The following is a 15,217-nucleotide window of genomic DNA, read 5'->3' as shown; positions in this document are numbered from 1 at the left end:
TTAATCTCCTTCGTAAACCCAATCAAGGATTTCCTCAGGAATAAAAAACAGTAGTCCACCTTTCTTTCTCTTTGGTATTTTCTCATCTGATACAAGATTATAGATATGCCCCTTTGTGCACTCTAGGAATCTTGCCACATCATCCACTCGCCATATTCGTTTTTTAAAGAGCTCTGAGACGCCACCAGATTGGCCAAATAAGCCATCTAAACTTATGCCCTCACCTAATATCATCTCTTGGCCATGATACCTTGATAAGCAGTATTTGCAATGTATATCAAAACTATTTTTCTTCAACTCCCCTCCTTCTAACAACTTAACTCCAAAAACCTTACCTACGAACTACATCCTTCCCCCCCCATGTTAGCGCCGGAAATTGACTCCATCTCTAAAAGCAACGAGAGAGAGAGGGAGTCAAATTCTCGGCGCGGATTATATGAATTATTCCCATAGCTTAACGAAGAATAAAAAAATCATATCCTCTTCATTCAACACAACATCACATATCAATCGACATGCAATCGCTGCTCATTCGCAAAGCCAAATTTCTACATACAATGCTTAAATTCGATAAATCAATAGGCTGTAACCACGGTGGTTATTTATTTTATAAGTGCGGGAATTTAGGTGGCGTGAAATGTTCACGGTGAACAATAGAATAGTAAAATATACTACATCATCTTAGACTTAAATAAATCAGTATTTCTAATGTATTCTCTTGCTAAATCGGAAGTTGGGTTTAATACATAATTCGCCCAGGCTAAATTTTCAATAAGTAATAGAGAAATTGTTGTTAACTGAAAACCAACTCCAGAGCTATAGTTTCCAAGTACATTTGAACTTTTTAAAAATCCTTTAGAAATGAATGAGTCAATGACAAATACAGACATAGAAAAAGGGTCTTTACCAAACTTCTTAAAATAAGGGTTTGACTCTAAGTTGAATACTTCTTTGGAAATATACATTCTAACTGAATCATCTCCATTCATTTTAAGATTATTCAAGTCATCCATATTTAAACTATGCTCGGAAGTGTCTTTTAAGGATACTAGAAAAATCATTAGAAACATCTCGACTTCTAAATCATCTACATCACCCAAGCCACGCAATAAGACAGATTCGCTATATGGAGAAGAATTAAATAGTTTAGAATTATTAAGTGTAAATAGCCTCGAAAGAGCTAATCTTGTAATATCTGAAGTACTTTCAATTGATTTTTTTACATAATCAAAAAGCTTATTTTTTGAAAATTCAGTTTCAAACCAACTTAAAAACTCTACTTCCTGAGAAGGGTCTAAAATTCCCTCCGACTCTAAAGATTTTCTACAGCCATCAATAAATTTATTGAAGCGTATTTCTTGAATTTTATTAAAAACCTTTGTAACTACCTTATAAGAATTTTTAACTACACTAATTTCCTTCATTCTTATCCAAGAGTGGCTTTGTTCTCAGATCAGTAATTTCAATATTCTGACCAACATCTCGAACATAATTTACCAAGTTATATGACGGAATTATAAAAGTAACCATATTTGAATAAAGCATCCCATGAAGCTTCTCTCTTACAAATGGAAACATTGACGCAATCATATTCGCAACAAGAGGAATCTCATTAAGTTTTGTTAGCCCCAGAGGAACTTCTCCATTTAAAGTGAAGTCTGCTCTACACTCTGCCTGAACTAATGAGTTCCCAATCTTCTTATCCTCTCCAACTACATTTGTAAGTTGAACTCCAAATAAGATTACAACTCTTCCTTCTTCATCAATTGTTGCACCAGCACGATAAGCAGGGGCCCAATTAGAAAGGTCATTTCCTTGATCTTTAATAGAACAGATCATGTCAGGGAATCTAACTGTGCGCATATTATAACTTGTAATTTTATTACTCATATCTCACCTTAAGCGGCCATTGGCATTGCATAATCATCTGCAGTATTATCTGTAGGATTAATCATCCATAAATAAGACTTATCTTCTTTTGAGCGGGTAGCATTATTGTTCTCGTATGTATGCTCATTCATTTCATCAACCTGCACGGCTTCAGCCTTCACAAGGAAATGATAGTCAGCGAGATCAAATCTAAATGCTTTATCATGTAACTCTTTTACAAAGTTAAAGTTTTCTTCACTTCGTGCAACAAGTCTCATTAATAAATCGGCAGACTTATTAGGACTTGAGTACCCTTTCTCCCATTTAATAAAAGCCTTATGGTTAAAACAAAAGAATTTTGCAGCATCTGCCTTGGTTTTAAAAGGCATAGATTCTCTGATTTCAGCAATTCTAGCAGGTGTTAAGCTCTCGTAACTTAATTCTTCAATTTTTTCATTAAGCGCCTTTATCTGCGCCCCACTCATCCACTCTGATCCACATTTCTGACATCGACACATCTCAGCGTCTTTAATAATAATAGCTTCACCATTTGGTTTCTTTTTATCAGAAACAAACTCAAAGTTAATTACATCGTAATCAATAGAAAGACATTCTAAACATTTACTTTTCATAATAAACCTCGTTTCCTTTTGTATCTTCGTGAAAACTAATACCAACTGAACCTATCAAACTACGGTCATTGACCCAATCATTACTACTACATTCAAAAATAAGAACTAGTTTAAAATAACAAAGCTCATCTTTATCGCATAACTTCATACAGAGCGGCATCTCGAAAGCCTCACGCTGAAGACAATCATTATGAGTTGAGTATATAGTTCTATGTAAACTCAATTGTTCTGCAGCAATACCAAATAATTCTTCACCACCGCCAATATTAAATCGTGCAACATTCTCATAGGTGGCACTTGATACGCCCGACTTACCTCTATGCAAAAAAGCTATCTCAGAAGGTTCAAAATCAAAACCGCATATCTCATTAAATAGCTTTATAATTTCATTAATTAAAGTTGGGTCACTAATTAAAATTGCCCCCTTGGAAGCTTGCCAACTTTTAGCTGTAGCCAAATAATCGACATTCTTCTCTGGATTCATTTTAACACTCCGACCCAAAAGGTTCAATATTGCACTTTCGGACATTATAATATTTATAGGTAATAAGACAAGCAGAATTCAGACCCATAACCACCTGATATTACACCAGACATAAGATATTTTCTCAAATTTCAACATTTATGTAAATAAATTCACTATAATAAAAAACATGACTAACTATTTAGATAGAGTACTTAATGAGTGAGCCAAAAAATTGTCATTACCTTTCAAGATCATTAACAAAGCCATGGGAATGCGAAAACACAAGAAAACTTAGAGTATATGACTTCAATGAAAACAAGATTGTTGAGCATTCATCAAAAACCTACTTCTCAAGAGACAGCCTCTTAACAAAAGAAGAAGAACATTTTTTTAGAGACTATATAGAATCACCTCTAGGAATGTATAAATCGACTCTGATTGGAAGTGGTGAGACTTCGAACTGGAAAATATGGCGAGCTCTCCATATGTATATTATCTTCCAAACGGCACGAATCAGTTTACTTAAATCTGATAGAAGCTATATGGATCAACTGATAGGAATGTCAGAAGAAGAAATCGACTTGATTACATATAAAAGATTTGAACAGAATAATATTTTAGAATTACCTATTGATAATTCAAAATTTCTCTGCGTTCCTGAAATAGGATTCTTTGGATTCCTAATACCATCACTCAAGCGTTCAAATTCAATATTTGAACGAATAAATATTGTTCCAATAACACCCTCCAACGCATTAATAGTAGCACCTAAATCAGTGACTAAAGAACAATTGCTATCAATAAGAGAATTGATCCCACAACTTTCAGTTGGCCCCTCATCAGATCACAATAAAGTAATAATCCCCTACAGCTTAGATGCAAGAGATGAAGAGATTATAGATTACCTAAATAAAACAAAAAGTGGGTTAGATGGAATATTTAAGGAAATTTTAAATTTTGAATATGAATTAAAACATATCCTCAGAAACGAGTAATTCATCAGAGAAACTCCCAAAGCATGATATAATTGGTTTATGAAGTTAAATGAATGGACTGTTATACTAACAAATGAAAGTTTGAGCATCGACAATGGATATCAATCTAAGGCTTATCCTCGATATACCTACGTTAACAACCAGCAATATGAAATCTTCAAGCGATATGATGACATAAAGACTTTTGATATATTGCTAAACTTTTTTGAAGAGTCATTTAGCGATTACAGAAAGAGCTATAGCGACACATTTTTATCAAAGATTCTTAAGCCCAAAGTATTACTAAAGTATCCACATTCATTAAGAGAGAGCTTACTTGGCTTTGAAGAAGCTATATTTAGTGAGGCAATAGAAACAGCTGGAGCAAGAGAAGTTATCTTTGAAATATTGGAAGACCAATGAAAAATTTTAAGAAATGGATATGGGATGACGCCAACTGGTCATTCAAAGATAATTGGCTCGCTTATATGACAATAGTACTGATTATACTTCCTATTATAGGAACATATCTTCTAGGACAAATTCTCGAATAAAGGGCTAATTATGTGGCTTGAAACCTTCCAATCATATTCAGTAGAAGGATGGGAGATGCAAATGGCTTTCTCACTCCCCTTTATATTTATACTTTTTTACTTCTCTCATAAGCTTCGATCAGCAAAAGAAAAGCTATCACTCGAAAGAGTTGAGGAGAAAAGAAACTTTTATAAAAAGCAAATTAGGGCAATAATACTTAGTGCTTCTCTAATTTTCATCTTATGGGCATCTATTCTACAACTGATCTAACTAACTTGGTCTGGTCAACACATGAAATGCCATGAAATCAAATGAAATACGATGAGAGGAAAGAAAGATAAACGACTGATTTTACTCCTAAGCCTTTGTTAATATTGAATTATTTTTTGTATCTGGATATCCCCTTGGGAGTACCAGTTTTATATTAGGCCCTAATATCTTTGATCACTTCTTAAGTTTTTTAATGAGAACTTCTTTATTTTGGTAACTAATGCGAGAATGAGCATAAGTATCAGATATGATTACATCTTTTTGTTTAGAGCTTATTCTTCCATACATTTCCATTGTTGTTTTAAATGGAATAACATGATCCTTTTTATTCACTAAAACAATAACTTTCTTTCTATTATAGTTAGCTTCAAGAGTTCCACTCTCTAGAATAACTTTTCCAATAAACTTAACGACAGAGTTTGAAGCTTTATCATCTACAAGCTTATGAAATGAATCAAAACTAGATTCGAGAATAATCGTACTACACTTTACATTGCTCCTCTCACTCAATACATATGCGACTCCATAGCCGCCTAAGGATTGGCCATACATAATACAATTATCAACTTCACGACTAAAGTAATCGACAAAAGATAGCGTATCTAACTTGAAGTTATTAAGTGTCGCACTTCCTTCAGATGAGCCATAGCCACTATAGTCTAACATATAAACTTTATAGCCCCTATCAACTAGCCAGTTAATACTATGAATATGAGCAGAGTTATTTTGAGCATTACCATGAAAATGCAAGATTGTTCCTATGGCTTCACCTTTTGGAATTATTTTCCAGACACTTAGACTATTACCAGATTTTGATTTTATGAAAGTCTTTTGAACTTCATTTTCAATTGGAGCTAAGTCAAGATAGTCTTCTTGGTCTGGATGAAAAATTAAAAATCGACTACAGGAACTTAAAAGTGTTGTAAGTAATAAGAAGAGAACTATTTCTTTCATAATTAAATATATAAGAAACAGTTTATGTACACAGTTAAAGAATATCTAAGTAATATTTAAAACCTGTTAAGATCTCTGTATTGTTAGAATCGTTCTTTATACTCATCTCTAAGTTATAGTTACGAATAGAATATAGTATTTTAAACTTATGAAAAATATCGTCTATGTTGCCATATTCTGCTGAGTAGATTGCTCTTAGCTCATTAGTTAAATCTGTAAAAAAAGATAATTTTAAAAATGTATCGTTTAAAGTGTTAAACCCGACAAGTGGTATAATAGAGTACTCTTCACCAAAGCGTAGACCGAAAAATAATTCACCTTCAATTTCTTCTTCGTAATATGAATTTAAGTTCCAACTTATCTTAGGTAAAGAAGTTGTAAAAATTGGATAATCAGATACATCGATAATTCTTATATTTGCATTCGCCTTTTCAGAGTCAATTGTTAACCCAAGACCTAATAGTTCAAACGAAGTATATGAGTTAATATTAAATTGCTGATCCTCTATATTTTTAGAAACTAGTTTAAAATGAAATCGAGATCGTTTATCTGTACTATAAGTAAATTCAAGAGAGCTTCCTAAATTTTTAAGATTTATATTATCGAAGTAATGATTATCAATAAGCTCAACATCTGTTTGACTTTTATAAGCATATTGAGAGTTCCATTTTTTTTTATACATAAATTGATATTCATCAGAGTAATACTGTGCCGTATCATCATTGCTAGCGAGAAGAATTTTATCAACGGTTGTACGTGCTACAACAGCAGATTTGTTCTGAATCCTTTTAAACAATGAAAAAGGTGCATTGAGATATTTTGGTTTATGAAATCTTTCATCAACATTTCCAAGGAGTCTTGATAGAAAATAGGCACAGTTTTTTGTGAAAAAATAATAAGGTAGTTTTATCTTTTGTACTTCATACAAACTTAGAATTAAGTTATCAATTTTTTCACGAGAATAATTAAGGTTAATATTAATAAAATTACGTTGTTCTTGAATCGAATACTCCAATAAACTTATTGAGTATTTTTTACGTGAATAATATCCATCAAATTGCCCAGAGATACCATTTTTCAAATATTCAATAGCACCGATATTTTCCGGTGGCCGGGCAGAAAACTCAATCACATCAGCATCACCATCTGGTGTAATACTATCGTGAAATACAATTAATATATGGCCAAAAGAAGAAGCTGGTCCATTTATAGATTCAGTAGCAAATGTCAAAGAAACAAACTGCTTTTGAAATGAGTCATAAAAGGACGCCAGTTTGGGACACGACCTTAAGATATTCTCAATTTTTTCTTTCTTATTAATTCGTAAATATCTAAATGGATAATTACATTTGTACTTCTTCTTATGTTCAAGAGACACTTTTACATTCTCATTAATTTCTGATGGAATTGTATCTTCTTCCCCCAAATAAAAGTAGTTGCTATTAGCCAGTTTTCTATTATCATCAAAGAGTAAAGAATTTACTAAGAAACGATCATTTAATGCCTTATTATCTAATGCAAAAACATTAAAACTGAACGAAAGAAATATGAGTAAATAATTTATCATACGTCAAAATAATATCACTACAGGAGGGAGAAGTTTATGAGAAATCTATTTATTTTAGTAACATTATTTGTCTTAACATCATGTGCAACTGTATTAAAAGGTACAGATCAATCGATTACATTCACAAGTAGCCCAGAAGGTGCTGTTGTACTAATTGACGGAGTAGAAAGAGGAGTTACACCTCTTACTGTTAAGCTTAAAAAAAATCAATTTGATACAATAATGATCAAAAAGAAAGGCTACAAAACTGTTTCTAGACCACTTGAAAAGAGTTTTGATGGCGTAGCTATTATCAACGTATTCTGGGATCTTTCAACAACAGATGCAGTCACTGGTGCTATTTATGAATATTCTCCAAATAGCTACCACTTTGAACTTAGAAAAAAATCTAAAACAACAGCTATGAGATGAATAAAATTTGAGCATAAACTACTAGAAAGAAATGAAGTAAACAAAGAAATTAGAAGATATATCTATAGTTACTTCAATGAGTTAAAAAATTGTAATGAGGATTGTTATTATAATAAATATCTAATGAATAACTTGGATATCACGGCAAACGATTTACAAGAAAAAGTACTTAAATCAAATTCTGCTTATAACCTAATTAAAAATCTTAAAGTAAACGAGGTGGCACAATAGGCCACCTTCTTTTCACACGGTAACAGGGGTACGAATCCCCTTGCGAATATCTGTTTTATAAAAGGCCCTAATTATCTAGGGATTCAAACTTTCACTAAATTAATATTTCCCAATTTCTAGCTTCGCTCTTTGACTTCTTAAAGCACATTCATCTGTACTTTAAAACTCATTATATACATCAACAGACTTCTATATAGCAGGACTTTCAACAGGTGTAATTCTTCGTTCATATGAAAGTTTGAAGTTTCACCTTAGGTACTCCTTAAAATTTTATGTACCAAAACAATATGAATACCTTGAAGAAGCAGCCCTTGATACCTCATATCGTATTAACAAGAGATTAGGTTTTATCTTTAGTCTAAATGCATCTGAAAACTCCACGAGAAGTATCCAATCAATCAAGCTAGACTTGAATTACTACCTTTGATACGTGGTATGTACCTTCATTTTTACACACTTCGTTTACAAAAAGACTCAATAAAAACACTCTCAACTAATCTAGCAAAATTTACAAAGACATATATCAAAGCTCTAAATATCGAGGAATTATGAAAAAGCTTATTTTAATTTTACCAATTATCTTAATTGCGATTTATTACTTAGTCGTAAATCCTAAGCAAGCACAAGATGACATTTTAACGACAACAACAAAAGAAGTACAAAAGGCATCGATAGAATCATCTTCGACTCCCCTAGTAGAAAATAATACATTAAAGAAAACAGTTGATACACCTGAGGTATTAAGTGAAAAGAAAGTACTTATCAAAAAACTTTTGAAAGACCTTTCAAATGCTAAACTCAATCAAACATTTGAAAACGCATTTAAAAATAAAAAATTTAATGAGCAGTCCCCAGAAAAAAAAGAAAAGCTACTAGAGCTTGTAAGAAATTTTCCATTCCAAGAAAAGCTTGAAAAATCATACGAGAACTTAAGTCTTGATGAACTTGAGGCCATCGCAGAAATTCAAGATAGTGAGACTTCTAAAAAGCTTCAAGAAAATGCACAACAAACTCAGGAAAAAATAGTCGACCACATTACCAATGGCAAAAATTACGAGCTTCCAGAAGACAAAAAAGAGTTAGTGAATGGCATTATTGATGAAGCCTCACTTCTTGAGCAGTCTACTGCCTCATCTAAGAGCTTAATTCAGGCCATGATGATTCATACAGAGCAAGAAAAGAGTCCGACTTTAAATATAAATGAAGTCGTTAGCAATGCTCAAAAACAAACAGATGCGATCTTGGCCGCGCAGGGAAAGAATATAAAGATGGCACTCGATATGTCATACGATAGTCTCTCAAAAGAAGAGCTTGAATCTCATCTGCATATGCTCCAAAAAATCGATGCAAAGAAAGCCTACCAAGCGGCCCTTAAGGCCAGCAACTCCGTTTACAAAGAGTTTATGATTGAGTTCTTAAAAGTTATGAAATAAACCAAGGCCGCTTCTTTAAGCGGCTTTGTTCTTTCCATCAAGGTCACTAAGTTCACTTGAATTTTATAACTCATTAAAATTACGTTAGCCAATACTGGACTAAATATGTACTTTTTTAAAATATAATGTATTGTATAATAATTATAGTTTTAAGAGGTTGTAACTACTAGTTAGTTAATTATGTTTGGACAGGGCAAGATTTTGGTTAATGATTATTACCATTTAGATCAGAAGTATCGAGAATTCTTCGAGATGCACTTTCTCGCAGGCCTTCTAATGTCTGTTCTGTATGTTGTATTCTATTTTTATAATATAGAACCACACCTATTAACTACGTTCAATTATATGATCGCCTTCGACCTCATTATGGCAATTGTCTTTTACAAGAAACTTTTTAAAAATAACCTTACCTTTGTCATTTTCTTCTCAGTAGTTGTCGAAAGTCTACTCTGGTCGATCTACCCTCGCTTAGCTGACTATTCAGCAACGAGCTCTCTATGTTATATTGCGGGAATCATTGTGTTGGCCTTTCACCTCCAGCACACAAATATCAAGTACTGTCTCATCCACTTTATAATTATAAGCACTAATAACTATTTTCTAGAGGACCAGAATCTCGTTATCGTGACGTTTCTTCATATTTTCATTACAACTGTTAGCTCGATTCAGTCGATTACCTTTAAGGAGAATGCTAATCAAATTTGGCATAAGAAAGAACTTCACAAAAATATTTTAAACTTAAAAAGTTACTTTACTCACAATTTATTAAATCCTATCAACAATATGCTTGCTATGATTTCCTCTGGCCTTAATGACAGAGATAAGATTAAAAATAGCTTAAGGGTTAATAGTAGTCGTATTGAAGACTTTCTAAAGAAAGAATTTGACGATGTTGATCATTTACTTGACCACCAAGTTGATATCTTTAATGTACCAATTTTTAATAATTTCAAAAAGTCTTCAATAATCGTTATTCTATCGATGAGCCTCTTTTATACTTTCTTTGCTGTTGATTTATTTAAACCGATTTCAAATATTTCTTATTCTGGTTTAGCGATAGTTTTAAACTTTCTACTCTTTGCTTTTCATCTATACAAAACGACAAATCACTTTTCGATTCAAAAGATCAGCTATATTTATCTCTTCAATGCTCAACTATTATTTACTCTTAAATTTTACTTGAACTCAAACTCTCCAATTGCGCTTCCACTACTTTTAAGCAGTTACTTGTTTACGATTGTCTTGGCCGCCAACACTAGAGTTAAATATATCTACAGTCTCACACTAACAGCATGCCTACTTTCACTGGCCATTAACGACATTGTCGATTCTATATTATTTATATCTTTTATTGTTTACTTCTCAAAAGTTGTAATTGGCTTCTTTCATAAACAAGAGTCAATTTATAAAAGTATTAAAAAACTTGTTAAGCAAGAAACTTCAATGATGTTCTCTCAAGAAATTGAAGCAAAACTCCTTCCTCTATTTCAAAAACTTCAAGATAGCATCGATCACTATTTATATAATGAAGAGCTTGAAAACGACACAGAGGAAGTCATAGAAAGTGCCCACAACTTCACAGAAGTTATCCACTTATTAAATAATAATGATCATATTAAGAGAACACATAAGAGCCTATAATCAAAGTGAAGCTAGCTTCTTTGAGAAAGAGAAATTGCTTCTTCTATTTCACTGCCCTTAAATCCGCGACGTTCAATATAGCGCCTAAAAAACCCACTCGCCTTCGCAACGAGAGTCTTACGCTTCGGAATAACGACAAGCTCTGCTCTCTCCTCTATACCAGTAATAATATCAGAGATAACCTCCTCAATAGTAATCATCTTCCAAGGACCTTCTTTATTACCGCCCCATAGTTTATTTCCAACTGGATCGCTTGTGACCCCATCCATTAATGGAGATGGAAAAAAAGTTGGATGATAACTACCAATACCAACTCCTAAATGTTTCACTTCCATTCGGACGCTGTTACAAACAGCATGAAGACCTGCTTTACTAGCGGAGTATGAAGCCTGTAGTGGACAATGGACAAATGAGGCCATCGAACATATTGCGGCCATATAGCCAGAACTATCAGAAATATAGGGAAGAGCAGCTTTAAAAGTTCTCCAGGCCCCATTTAGGTTAATGTCGATCACTCGTGAAAAATCTTTTTCACTTGAGGAAACCATTGGGGCAATTTTTGTAATACCAGCATTTGCAATAATGATATCGATTTTTCCAAAGTGCTTATTGACCTTTGCCATTGCAAGCTCAATTGAATTAAGGTTTGTCACATCAACTTCAAGTGCTAGGCCACCCAGCTCACTTGCTTGTAAATTTATCTTTTCAGAATCAATATCCATCAAGGCCAATAGAGCGCCCTTTTTCGCTAACTCTAAACAAAGAGCTTGGCCTAGACCTCCTGTAGAGCCAGTAATGGCAATGACTTTATTCTTTAGGCAAATTCTATTCATAATGAAATACTTATAACATGAAGAAATCAACAATGAGATTTATTGTAAACAATACAAGATATTCTTAATATAGCCTATATAACTTATTAAAATTACGGCCATATATTTTTGTAAACAAGCAAAGTTGGCCATCTCTAATTACTTGGATATTGAAAGTGATATAATTATCTGATGAAGTTGTTCTTCATATTAACCCTATTCAATTTGGCCATCTCGACTTTTGCCCAAAGTAAGCCCAAGAATGAGTTTTCAATAAAAATTGAAAACGATGCTGCTTTTCAGACGGATCGATACTATTCCAATGGCCTTGAGCTTATGTATCAAAGGAGATTTTATTCCCAGGGCTCCCTTACGAAGTTTCGCCTCGGTGTCTCCCACAAAATCTACACCCCAGAAGCGACGTTAAGTACGACAGTTGTTGAAGGCGATCATCCATATACAGGACTCCTCTACGGAATATTAGGTTTTTCCCACGTTAACAGTAACTATTATTTCCGCGCTGATCTTTGGACTGGACAACAAGGGCCAAATGCGAAGGCCGGTATCTTACAAAATCTCTTTCATAAGATGACTCCCTCTTCACAAGTGAATGGTTGGCAAAATCAAACAAGTAATCAATATTTTTTTAATGGTGAGTTTAAAATTATTAAGATAAATCGTGGCCCAATTTTTGAGCTATCTCCATGGCTACAAGGACACTATGGCGGCCTTAAACGTGACATTGAAATTGGCCTAAAACTTGGGATGAGGCTTGGGTTCTTAGAATTCTTCGCCAATGGCTCAGCTGTTGCAAATTATTTTGATGCTGTCCTTCAGGGCTCAAAGAAAGTCAATTCGGTCTATGTTATTTCAGATGAAGACATGGAAGATATTTACTATAAAGCAGACGCAGGATTTAACTTCTTCTTTAGTGCTATGAGAATAACACTAAAGGCCAACTGGAATGGAGCTCAGTTTAAAGGGGCCTCTAACCACACATATGCAACCCTTGAGACATCATTTTACTTCTGATCTTAAAATTGAATAGTACTTCATATCCCAATGCTTCCCACGATGATAGATTTCATTGCGAAGTAGTCCCTCATACTTAAAACCTAGCTTTTGCATGACCCTTTCACTTTGTATATTCTCGGCCTTACATCGACACTGAATTCGCTCAATATCAAAGTTCTCAAAGCAGTAGCTAACAACTTCCTGGGCAGCCTCAACAACAATCCCCTTTCCCCAAAAGTCATCATTAAGTACATAGGCAAGTTCCATGCACTTGTTTTTTGTTGAAACCCAAAAACAACCAACACAACCAATTAGCCTATCATCACCTTTAAGGGTAATTGCAAATGGCTCAGGAACCTGTTGTTCGTAGTTTGAAAAAGCATACTTCTCAATAAAGTCGACACTATCTTCTACCGTCTCATGAGGCTCCCAAAGGGTATACTTCGAGATATGTGGCTTCTTTCCATATTCAAATACCGCATCCTTGTCACTGAGCCTTACTTCTCTTAGTACAAGTCTTTTTGTTTCAATTCTTGGTGGTTGCCACATAATTTACCCTTCTATACCCGATCTTAACTGACAGATTTTATTATAACGACAAAAGTTTTACACAAAAAGTGTATTTTTTTATTGTACGGAATTTAGGAAAGGAATAATATATAACCAAGTTATATAACTGGGATATATAATTACATTATATATTTAACATAAACCAATGAGGATTAATTATGAAAAAGTTATTACTTCTAGTTCTACTATCATCAGCTTTCGTTTCTTATGCTAATGAGGACTGGTCAGATTCAGTTGCTACAGATGAATCAGCAGTAGTTGAAGAGTCTTCTCCAGCAGCCGACTGTACAGTAACAGGTGATTGTGTTGAAACAACAGAAGCTTCAGATACATCTCTAGATGCTGAACTTTCAGACGATTCTGATCTGGAAGTTGTGCAATAATTAAAAAACCTTCCGCAGCAGCTCTCCAGCTGCTGCATTAATTTACGATCGGTGTCTCCTTGGTTTATACTAAAGACGTGAAAGACCTAGAATTTTCAAGAATACTTTTAGATGTAATGCCAATCATTATCCGCTCAATTCGTAGTGAGCTCAGACAAGCGGCATCCCCCCATATCTCCTACCCTCAATTTAGGGCACTCTCTAATATTGGAAGAGGATTAAATACAGTTGGGGAGTTGGCCGACCACCACGGAATTAGCCAGCCGGCCATGACTAAAACAATTAATATTTTGGTTGATGAAGACCTTGTGACCAGAAATAAGTCGAGTGAGGATGCGAGGTTGACGATCTTAACTCTTAGTACAAAAGGTCAGAAGTTATACAATGATGTCTGGAGCGAAGTTCAAGAAAAGATTTCACTTAAGCTAAGAGACTTTCCAATCAAAAATCGTAAGATGATGGTTGCAAATCTTCAAAAGCTAAAGAGTATTATTGATTAATTTTTTTGAAAACGATTGATATACGTACAGTGCTGACAAAATTTCTCAACACGAATATTATTATCGAAGCCCTGTCTCATTGCTACAGCTCTAGGTGAACTAAGAATGTTTTTTAAATTTTCATCTAAAACATTACCAAGTGGTATCTGGCTCTCTTTATCAAGACAGCAAGGAACAACTGTACCATCTGCATGAATCCCAATATGAGTCTTTAAAGCGTGACACTTCCCTGTTTCCCCTTGATGAGGTAAATCCCAAGATGGCCAATCGAAATGAGTGTCAAAATGAAGATATACCTTATTCCAAATCCTCTTACTCTTTATCGATTCAACCTGCGTACGCCGATTTATTTCAATATCGTAGAAGCGCTCTAGAGTCTCAAAGACCTCTTCATTTTCTTTTATGATTTGTTCACTTCGCCCAAGATTCCATAAACGATAATTTACATAAGTTTCAGGAGAGACTTCATGAAGTTCTCTAGAGAATTCTAAAATTGGTCTTAAATATGTATTAAAATCTCGATTAGGAAAATTATCCTTATAACTTTGAATAGAGAAGTTGATTTGTCTCAAAACTTTACTCTTTAAAAGAACATCCTTACGTCCAGCAATGACAACTCCATTAGTCGTAATCTGCACAGGAACACCATTGTCTTCACAAATCTCCATGATCTTTGTAAAATTAGGATGGGCCAAAGGCTCACCCATTAAGTGAAGACATACTTGTTTCGCCAGGGGCTTGGCCTGAACGAGAATTCTTTCAAAATCCTCTGGACCCATAACCTTCTTATCGCGCTCAACAACAGGACAGAACGTACACTGTAAGTTACAAATATTTGAAATTTCGATAAAGATTCTGTCTAGCATGAGACTTTCTAACACGCTTCATCAAGATTTGTCAGGTTTTTTTGACGAAGAAGAATTACGACTCGATAATATTTATATTAATTAAATTCA

19 protein-coding genes are annotated in these 15,217 nt (G+C 33.9%); 9 read left to right on the top strand and 10 right to left on the bottom strand.

Features of this window, described 5'->3' with window-relative positions:
* The 5 genes from M902_RS11340 to M902_RS11320 all read right to left on the bottom strand — a co-directional run bounded on the left by M902_RS11340 (position 1) and on the right by M902_RS11320 (position 2,985).
* Positions 1-297, bottom strand: a complete 297-nt coding sequence (locus M902_RS11340; RefSeq protein WP_156979828.1) for an AlpA family transcriptional regulator — start codon at positions 295-297, stop codon at positions 1-3.
* A gap of 374 nt (positions 298-671) precedes the next feature.
* On the bottom strand, positions 672-1,424 hold the full coding sequence (locus M902_RS11335) for a hypothetical protein (protein ID WP_021268079.1): 753 nt from the start codon (positions 1,422-1,424) through the stop codon (positions 672-674).
* Positions 1,411-1,890: a hypothetical protein gene (locus M902_RS11330; protein ID WP_021267993.1), complete on the bottom strand. Its 480-nt coding sequence runs from the start codon at positions 1,888-1,890 to the stop codon at positions 1,411-1,413. The genes M902_RS11335 and M902_RS11330 overlap by 14 nt, the downstream gene beginning before the upstream one ends.
* A gap of 8 nt (positions 1,891-1,898) precedes the next feature.
* Positions 1,899-2,501 (bottom strand): hypothetical protein, encoded by a 603-nt coding sequence (locus M902_RS11325; RefSeq protein WP_021268397.1) that lies wholly within the window; start codon positions 2,499-2,501, stop codon positions 1,899-1,901.
* On the bottom strand, positions 2,491-2,985 hold the full coding sequence (locus tag M902_RS11320; RefSeq protein WP_021268286.1) for a hypothetical protein: 495 nt from the start codon (positions 2,983-2,985) through the stop codon (positions 2,491-2,493). Before M902_RS11320 ends, M902_RS11325 begins: the two co-directional genes overlap by 11 nt.
* Positions 2,986-3,182: 197 nt before the next feature.
* Here M902_RS11320 and M902_RS11315 point away from each other — a divergent pair, with 197 nt between their 5' ends.
* Genes M902_RS11315 through M902_RS16785 form a run of 3 tightly spaced genes read left to right on the top strand, consistent with a single transcriptional unit; the run spans position 3,183 to position 4,495 of the window.
* Positions 3,183-3,962 (top strand): hypothetical protein, encoded by a 780-nt coding sequence (locus tag M902_RS11315; RefSeq protein ID WP_021268578.1) that lies wholly within the window; start codon positions 3,183-3,185, stop codon positions 3,960-3,962.
* Between the two features lie 39 nt (positions 3,963-4,001).
* The gene (locus tag M902_RS11310; protein ID WP_040314730.1) at positions 4,002-4,364 is read left to right on the top strand and encodes a hypothetical protein; all 363 of its coding nucleotides are present in this window, start codon (positions 4,002-4,004) and stop codon (positions 4,362-4,364) included.
* Positions 4,361-4,495, top strand: coding sequence for a hypothetical protein (locus tag M902_RS16785; protein ID WP_021267826.1), 135 nt, complete (start codon positions 4,361-4,363; stop codon positions 4,493-4,495). Before M902_RS11310 ends, M902_RS16785 begins: the two co-directional genes overlap by 4 nt.
* 424 nt (positions 4,496-4,919) lie before the next feature.
* On the opposite strand, the gene M902_RS11300 is transcribed toward M902_RS16785, so the two are convergent.
* Both M902_RS11300 and M902_RS11295 read right to left on the bottom strand, forming a co-directional pair.
* Positions 4,920-5,699 (bottom strand): alpha/beta hydrolase, encoded by a 780-nt coding sequence (locus M902_RS11300; protein ID WP_021268560.1) that lies wholly within the window; start codon positions 5,697-5,699, stop codon positions 4,920-4,922.
* Between the two features lie 34 nt (positions 5,700-5,733).
* Entirely contained in the window at positions 5,734-7,266 is a 1,533-nt protein-coding gene (locus M902_RS11295; RefSeq protein WP_021267987.1) for a DUF4105 domain-containing protein, read from the bottom strand.
* 36 nt (positions 7,267-7,302) lie between these two features.
* Here M902_RS11295 and M902_RS11290 point away from each other — a divergent pair, with 36 nt between their 5' ends.
* The 3 genes from M902_RS11290 to M902_RS11280 all read left to right on the top strand — a co-directional run bounded on the left by M902_RS11290 (position 7,303) and on the right by M902_RS11280 (position 10,982).
* Complete coding sequence (locus M902_RS11290) at positions 7,303-7,677, top strand: PEGA domain-containing protein (RefSeq protein WP_021268339.1); 375 nt, start codon at positions 7,303-7,305, stop codon at positions 7,675-7,677.
* A gap of 779 nt (positions 7,678-8,456) precedes the next feature.
* The gene (locus M902_RS11285; RefSeq protein ID WP_021268484.1) at positions 8,457-9,341 is read left to right on the top strand and encodes a hypothetical protein; all 885 of its coding nucleotides are present in this window, start codon (positions 8,457-8,459) and stop codon (positions 9,339-9,341) included.
* 201 nt (positions 9,342-9,542) lie between these two features.
* Positions 9,543-10,982, top strand: a complete 1,440-nt coding sequence (locus tag M902_RS11280; RefSeq protein ID WP_156979826.1) for a hypothetical protein — start codon at positions 9,543-9,545, stop codon at positions 10,980-10,982.
* Between the two features lie 11 nt (positions 10,983-10,993).
* Here M902_RS11280 and M902_RS11275 read toward each other — a convergent pair whose 3' ends face one another.
* Entirely contained in the window at positions 10,994-11,815 is an 822-nt protein-coding gene (locus M902_RS11275) for an SDR family NAD(P)-dependent oxidoreductase (protein WP_021268250.1), read from the bottom strand.
* A 171-nt stretch (positions 11,816-11,986) separates the two neighbouring features.
* Between M902_RS11275 and M902_RS11270 the strand changes: the two genes are divergently transcribed.
* The gene (locus tag M902_RS11270; protein WP_021267782.1) at positions 11,987-12,826 is read left to right on the top strand and encodes a lipid A-modifier LpxR family protein; all 840 of its coding nucleotides are present in this window, start codon (positions 11,987-11,989) and stop codon (positions 12,824-12,826) included.
* On the opposite strand, the gene M902_RS11265 is transcribed toward M902_RS11270, so the two are convergent.
* Entirely contained in the window at positions 12,812-13,357 is a 546-nt protein-coding gene (locus tag M902_RS11265; RefSeq protein ID WP_021267843.1) for a GNAT family N-acetyltransferase, read from the bottom strand. The two genes, M902_RS11270 and M902_RS11265, sit on opposite strands and share 15 nt — an antisense overlap.
* Before the next feature lie 179 nt (positions 13,358-13,536).
* Here M902_RS11265 and M902_RS11260 point away from each other — a divergent pair, with 179 nt between their 5' ends.
* Both M902_RS11260 and M902_RS11255 read left to right on the top strand, forming a co-directional pair.
* Positions 13,537-13,761, top strand: coding sequence for a hypothetical protein (locus tag M902_RS11260; protein ID WP_021268098.1), 225 nt, complete (start codon positions 13,537-13,539; stop codon positions 13,759-13,761).
* A 77-nt stretch (positions 13,762-13,838) separates the two neighbouring features.
* The gene (locus M902_RS11255) at positions 13,839-14,261 is read left to right on the top strand and encodes a MarR family winged helix-turn-helix transcriptional regulator (protein WP_156979823.1); all 423 of its coding nucleotides are present in this window, start codon (positions 13,839-13,841) and stop codon (positions 14,259-14,261) included.
* Here M902_RS11255 and M902_RS11250 read toward each other — a convergent pair.
* A complete protein-coding gene (locus tag M902_RS11250; protein WP_021267980.1) occupies positions 14,258-15,127 on the bottom strand; it encodes a radical SAM/SPASM domain-containing protein in 870 nt (289 codons plus the stop codon). The two genes, M902_RS11255 and M902_RS11250, sit on opposite strands and share 4 nt — an antisense overlap.
* Positions 15,128-15,217 lie beyond the last annotated feature (90 nt).

The organism is Bacteriovorax sp. BAL6_X, assembly GCF_000443995.1.
Taxonomy (GTDB): Bacteria; Bdellovibrionota; Bacteriovoracia; order Bacteriovoracales; family Bacteriovoracaceae; genus Halobacteriovorax_A.
This window is presented reverse-complemented; position numbering and strand designations above follow the sequence as displayed.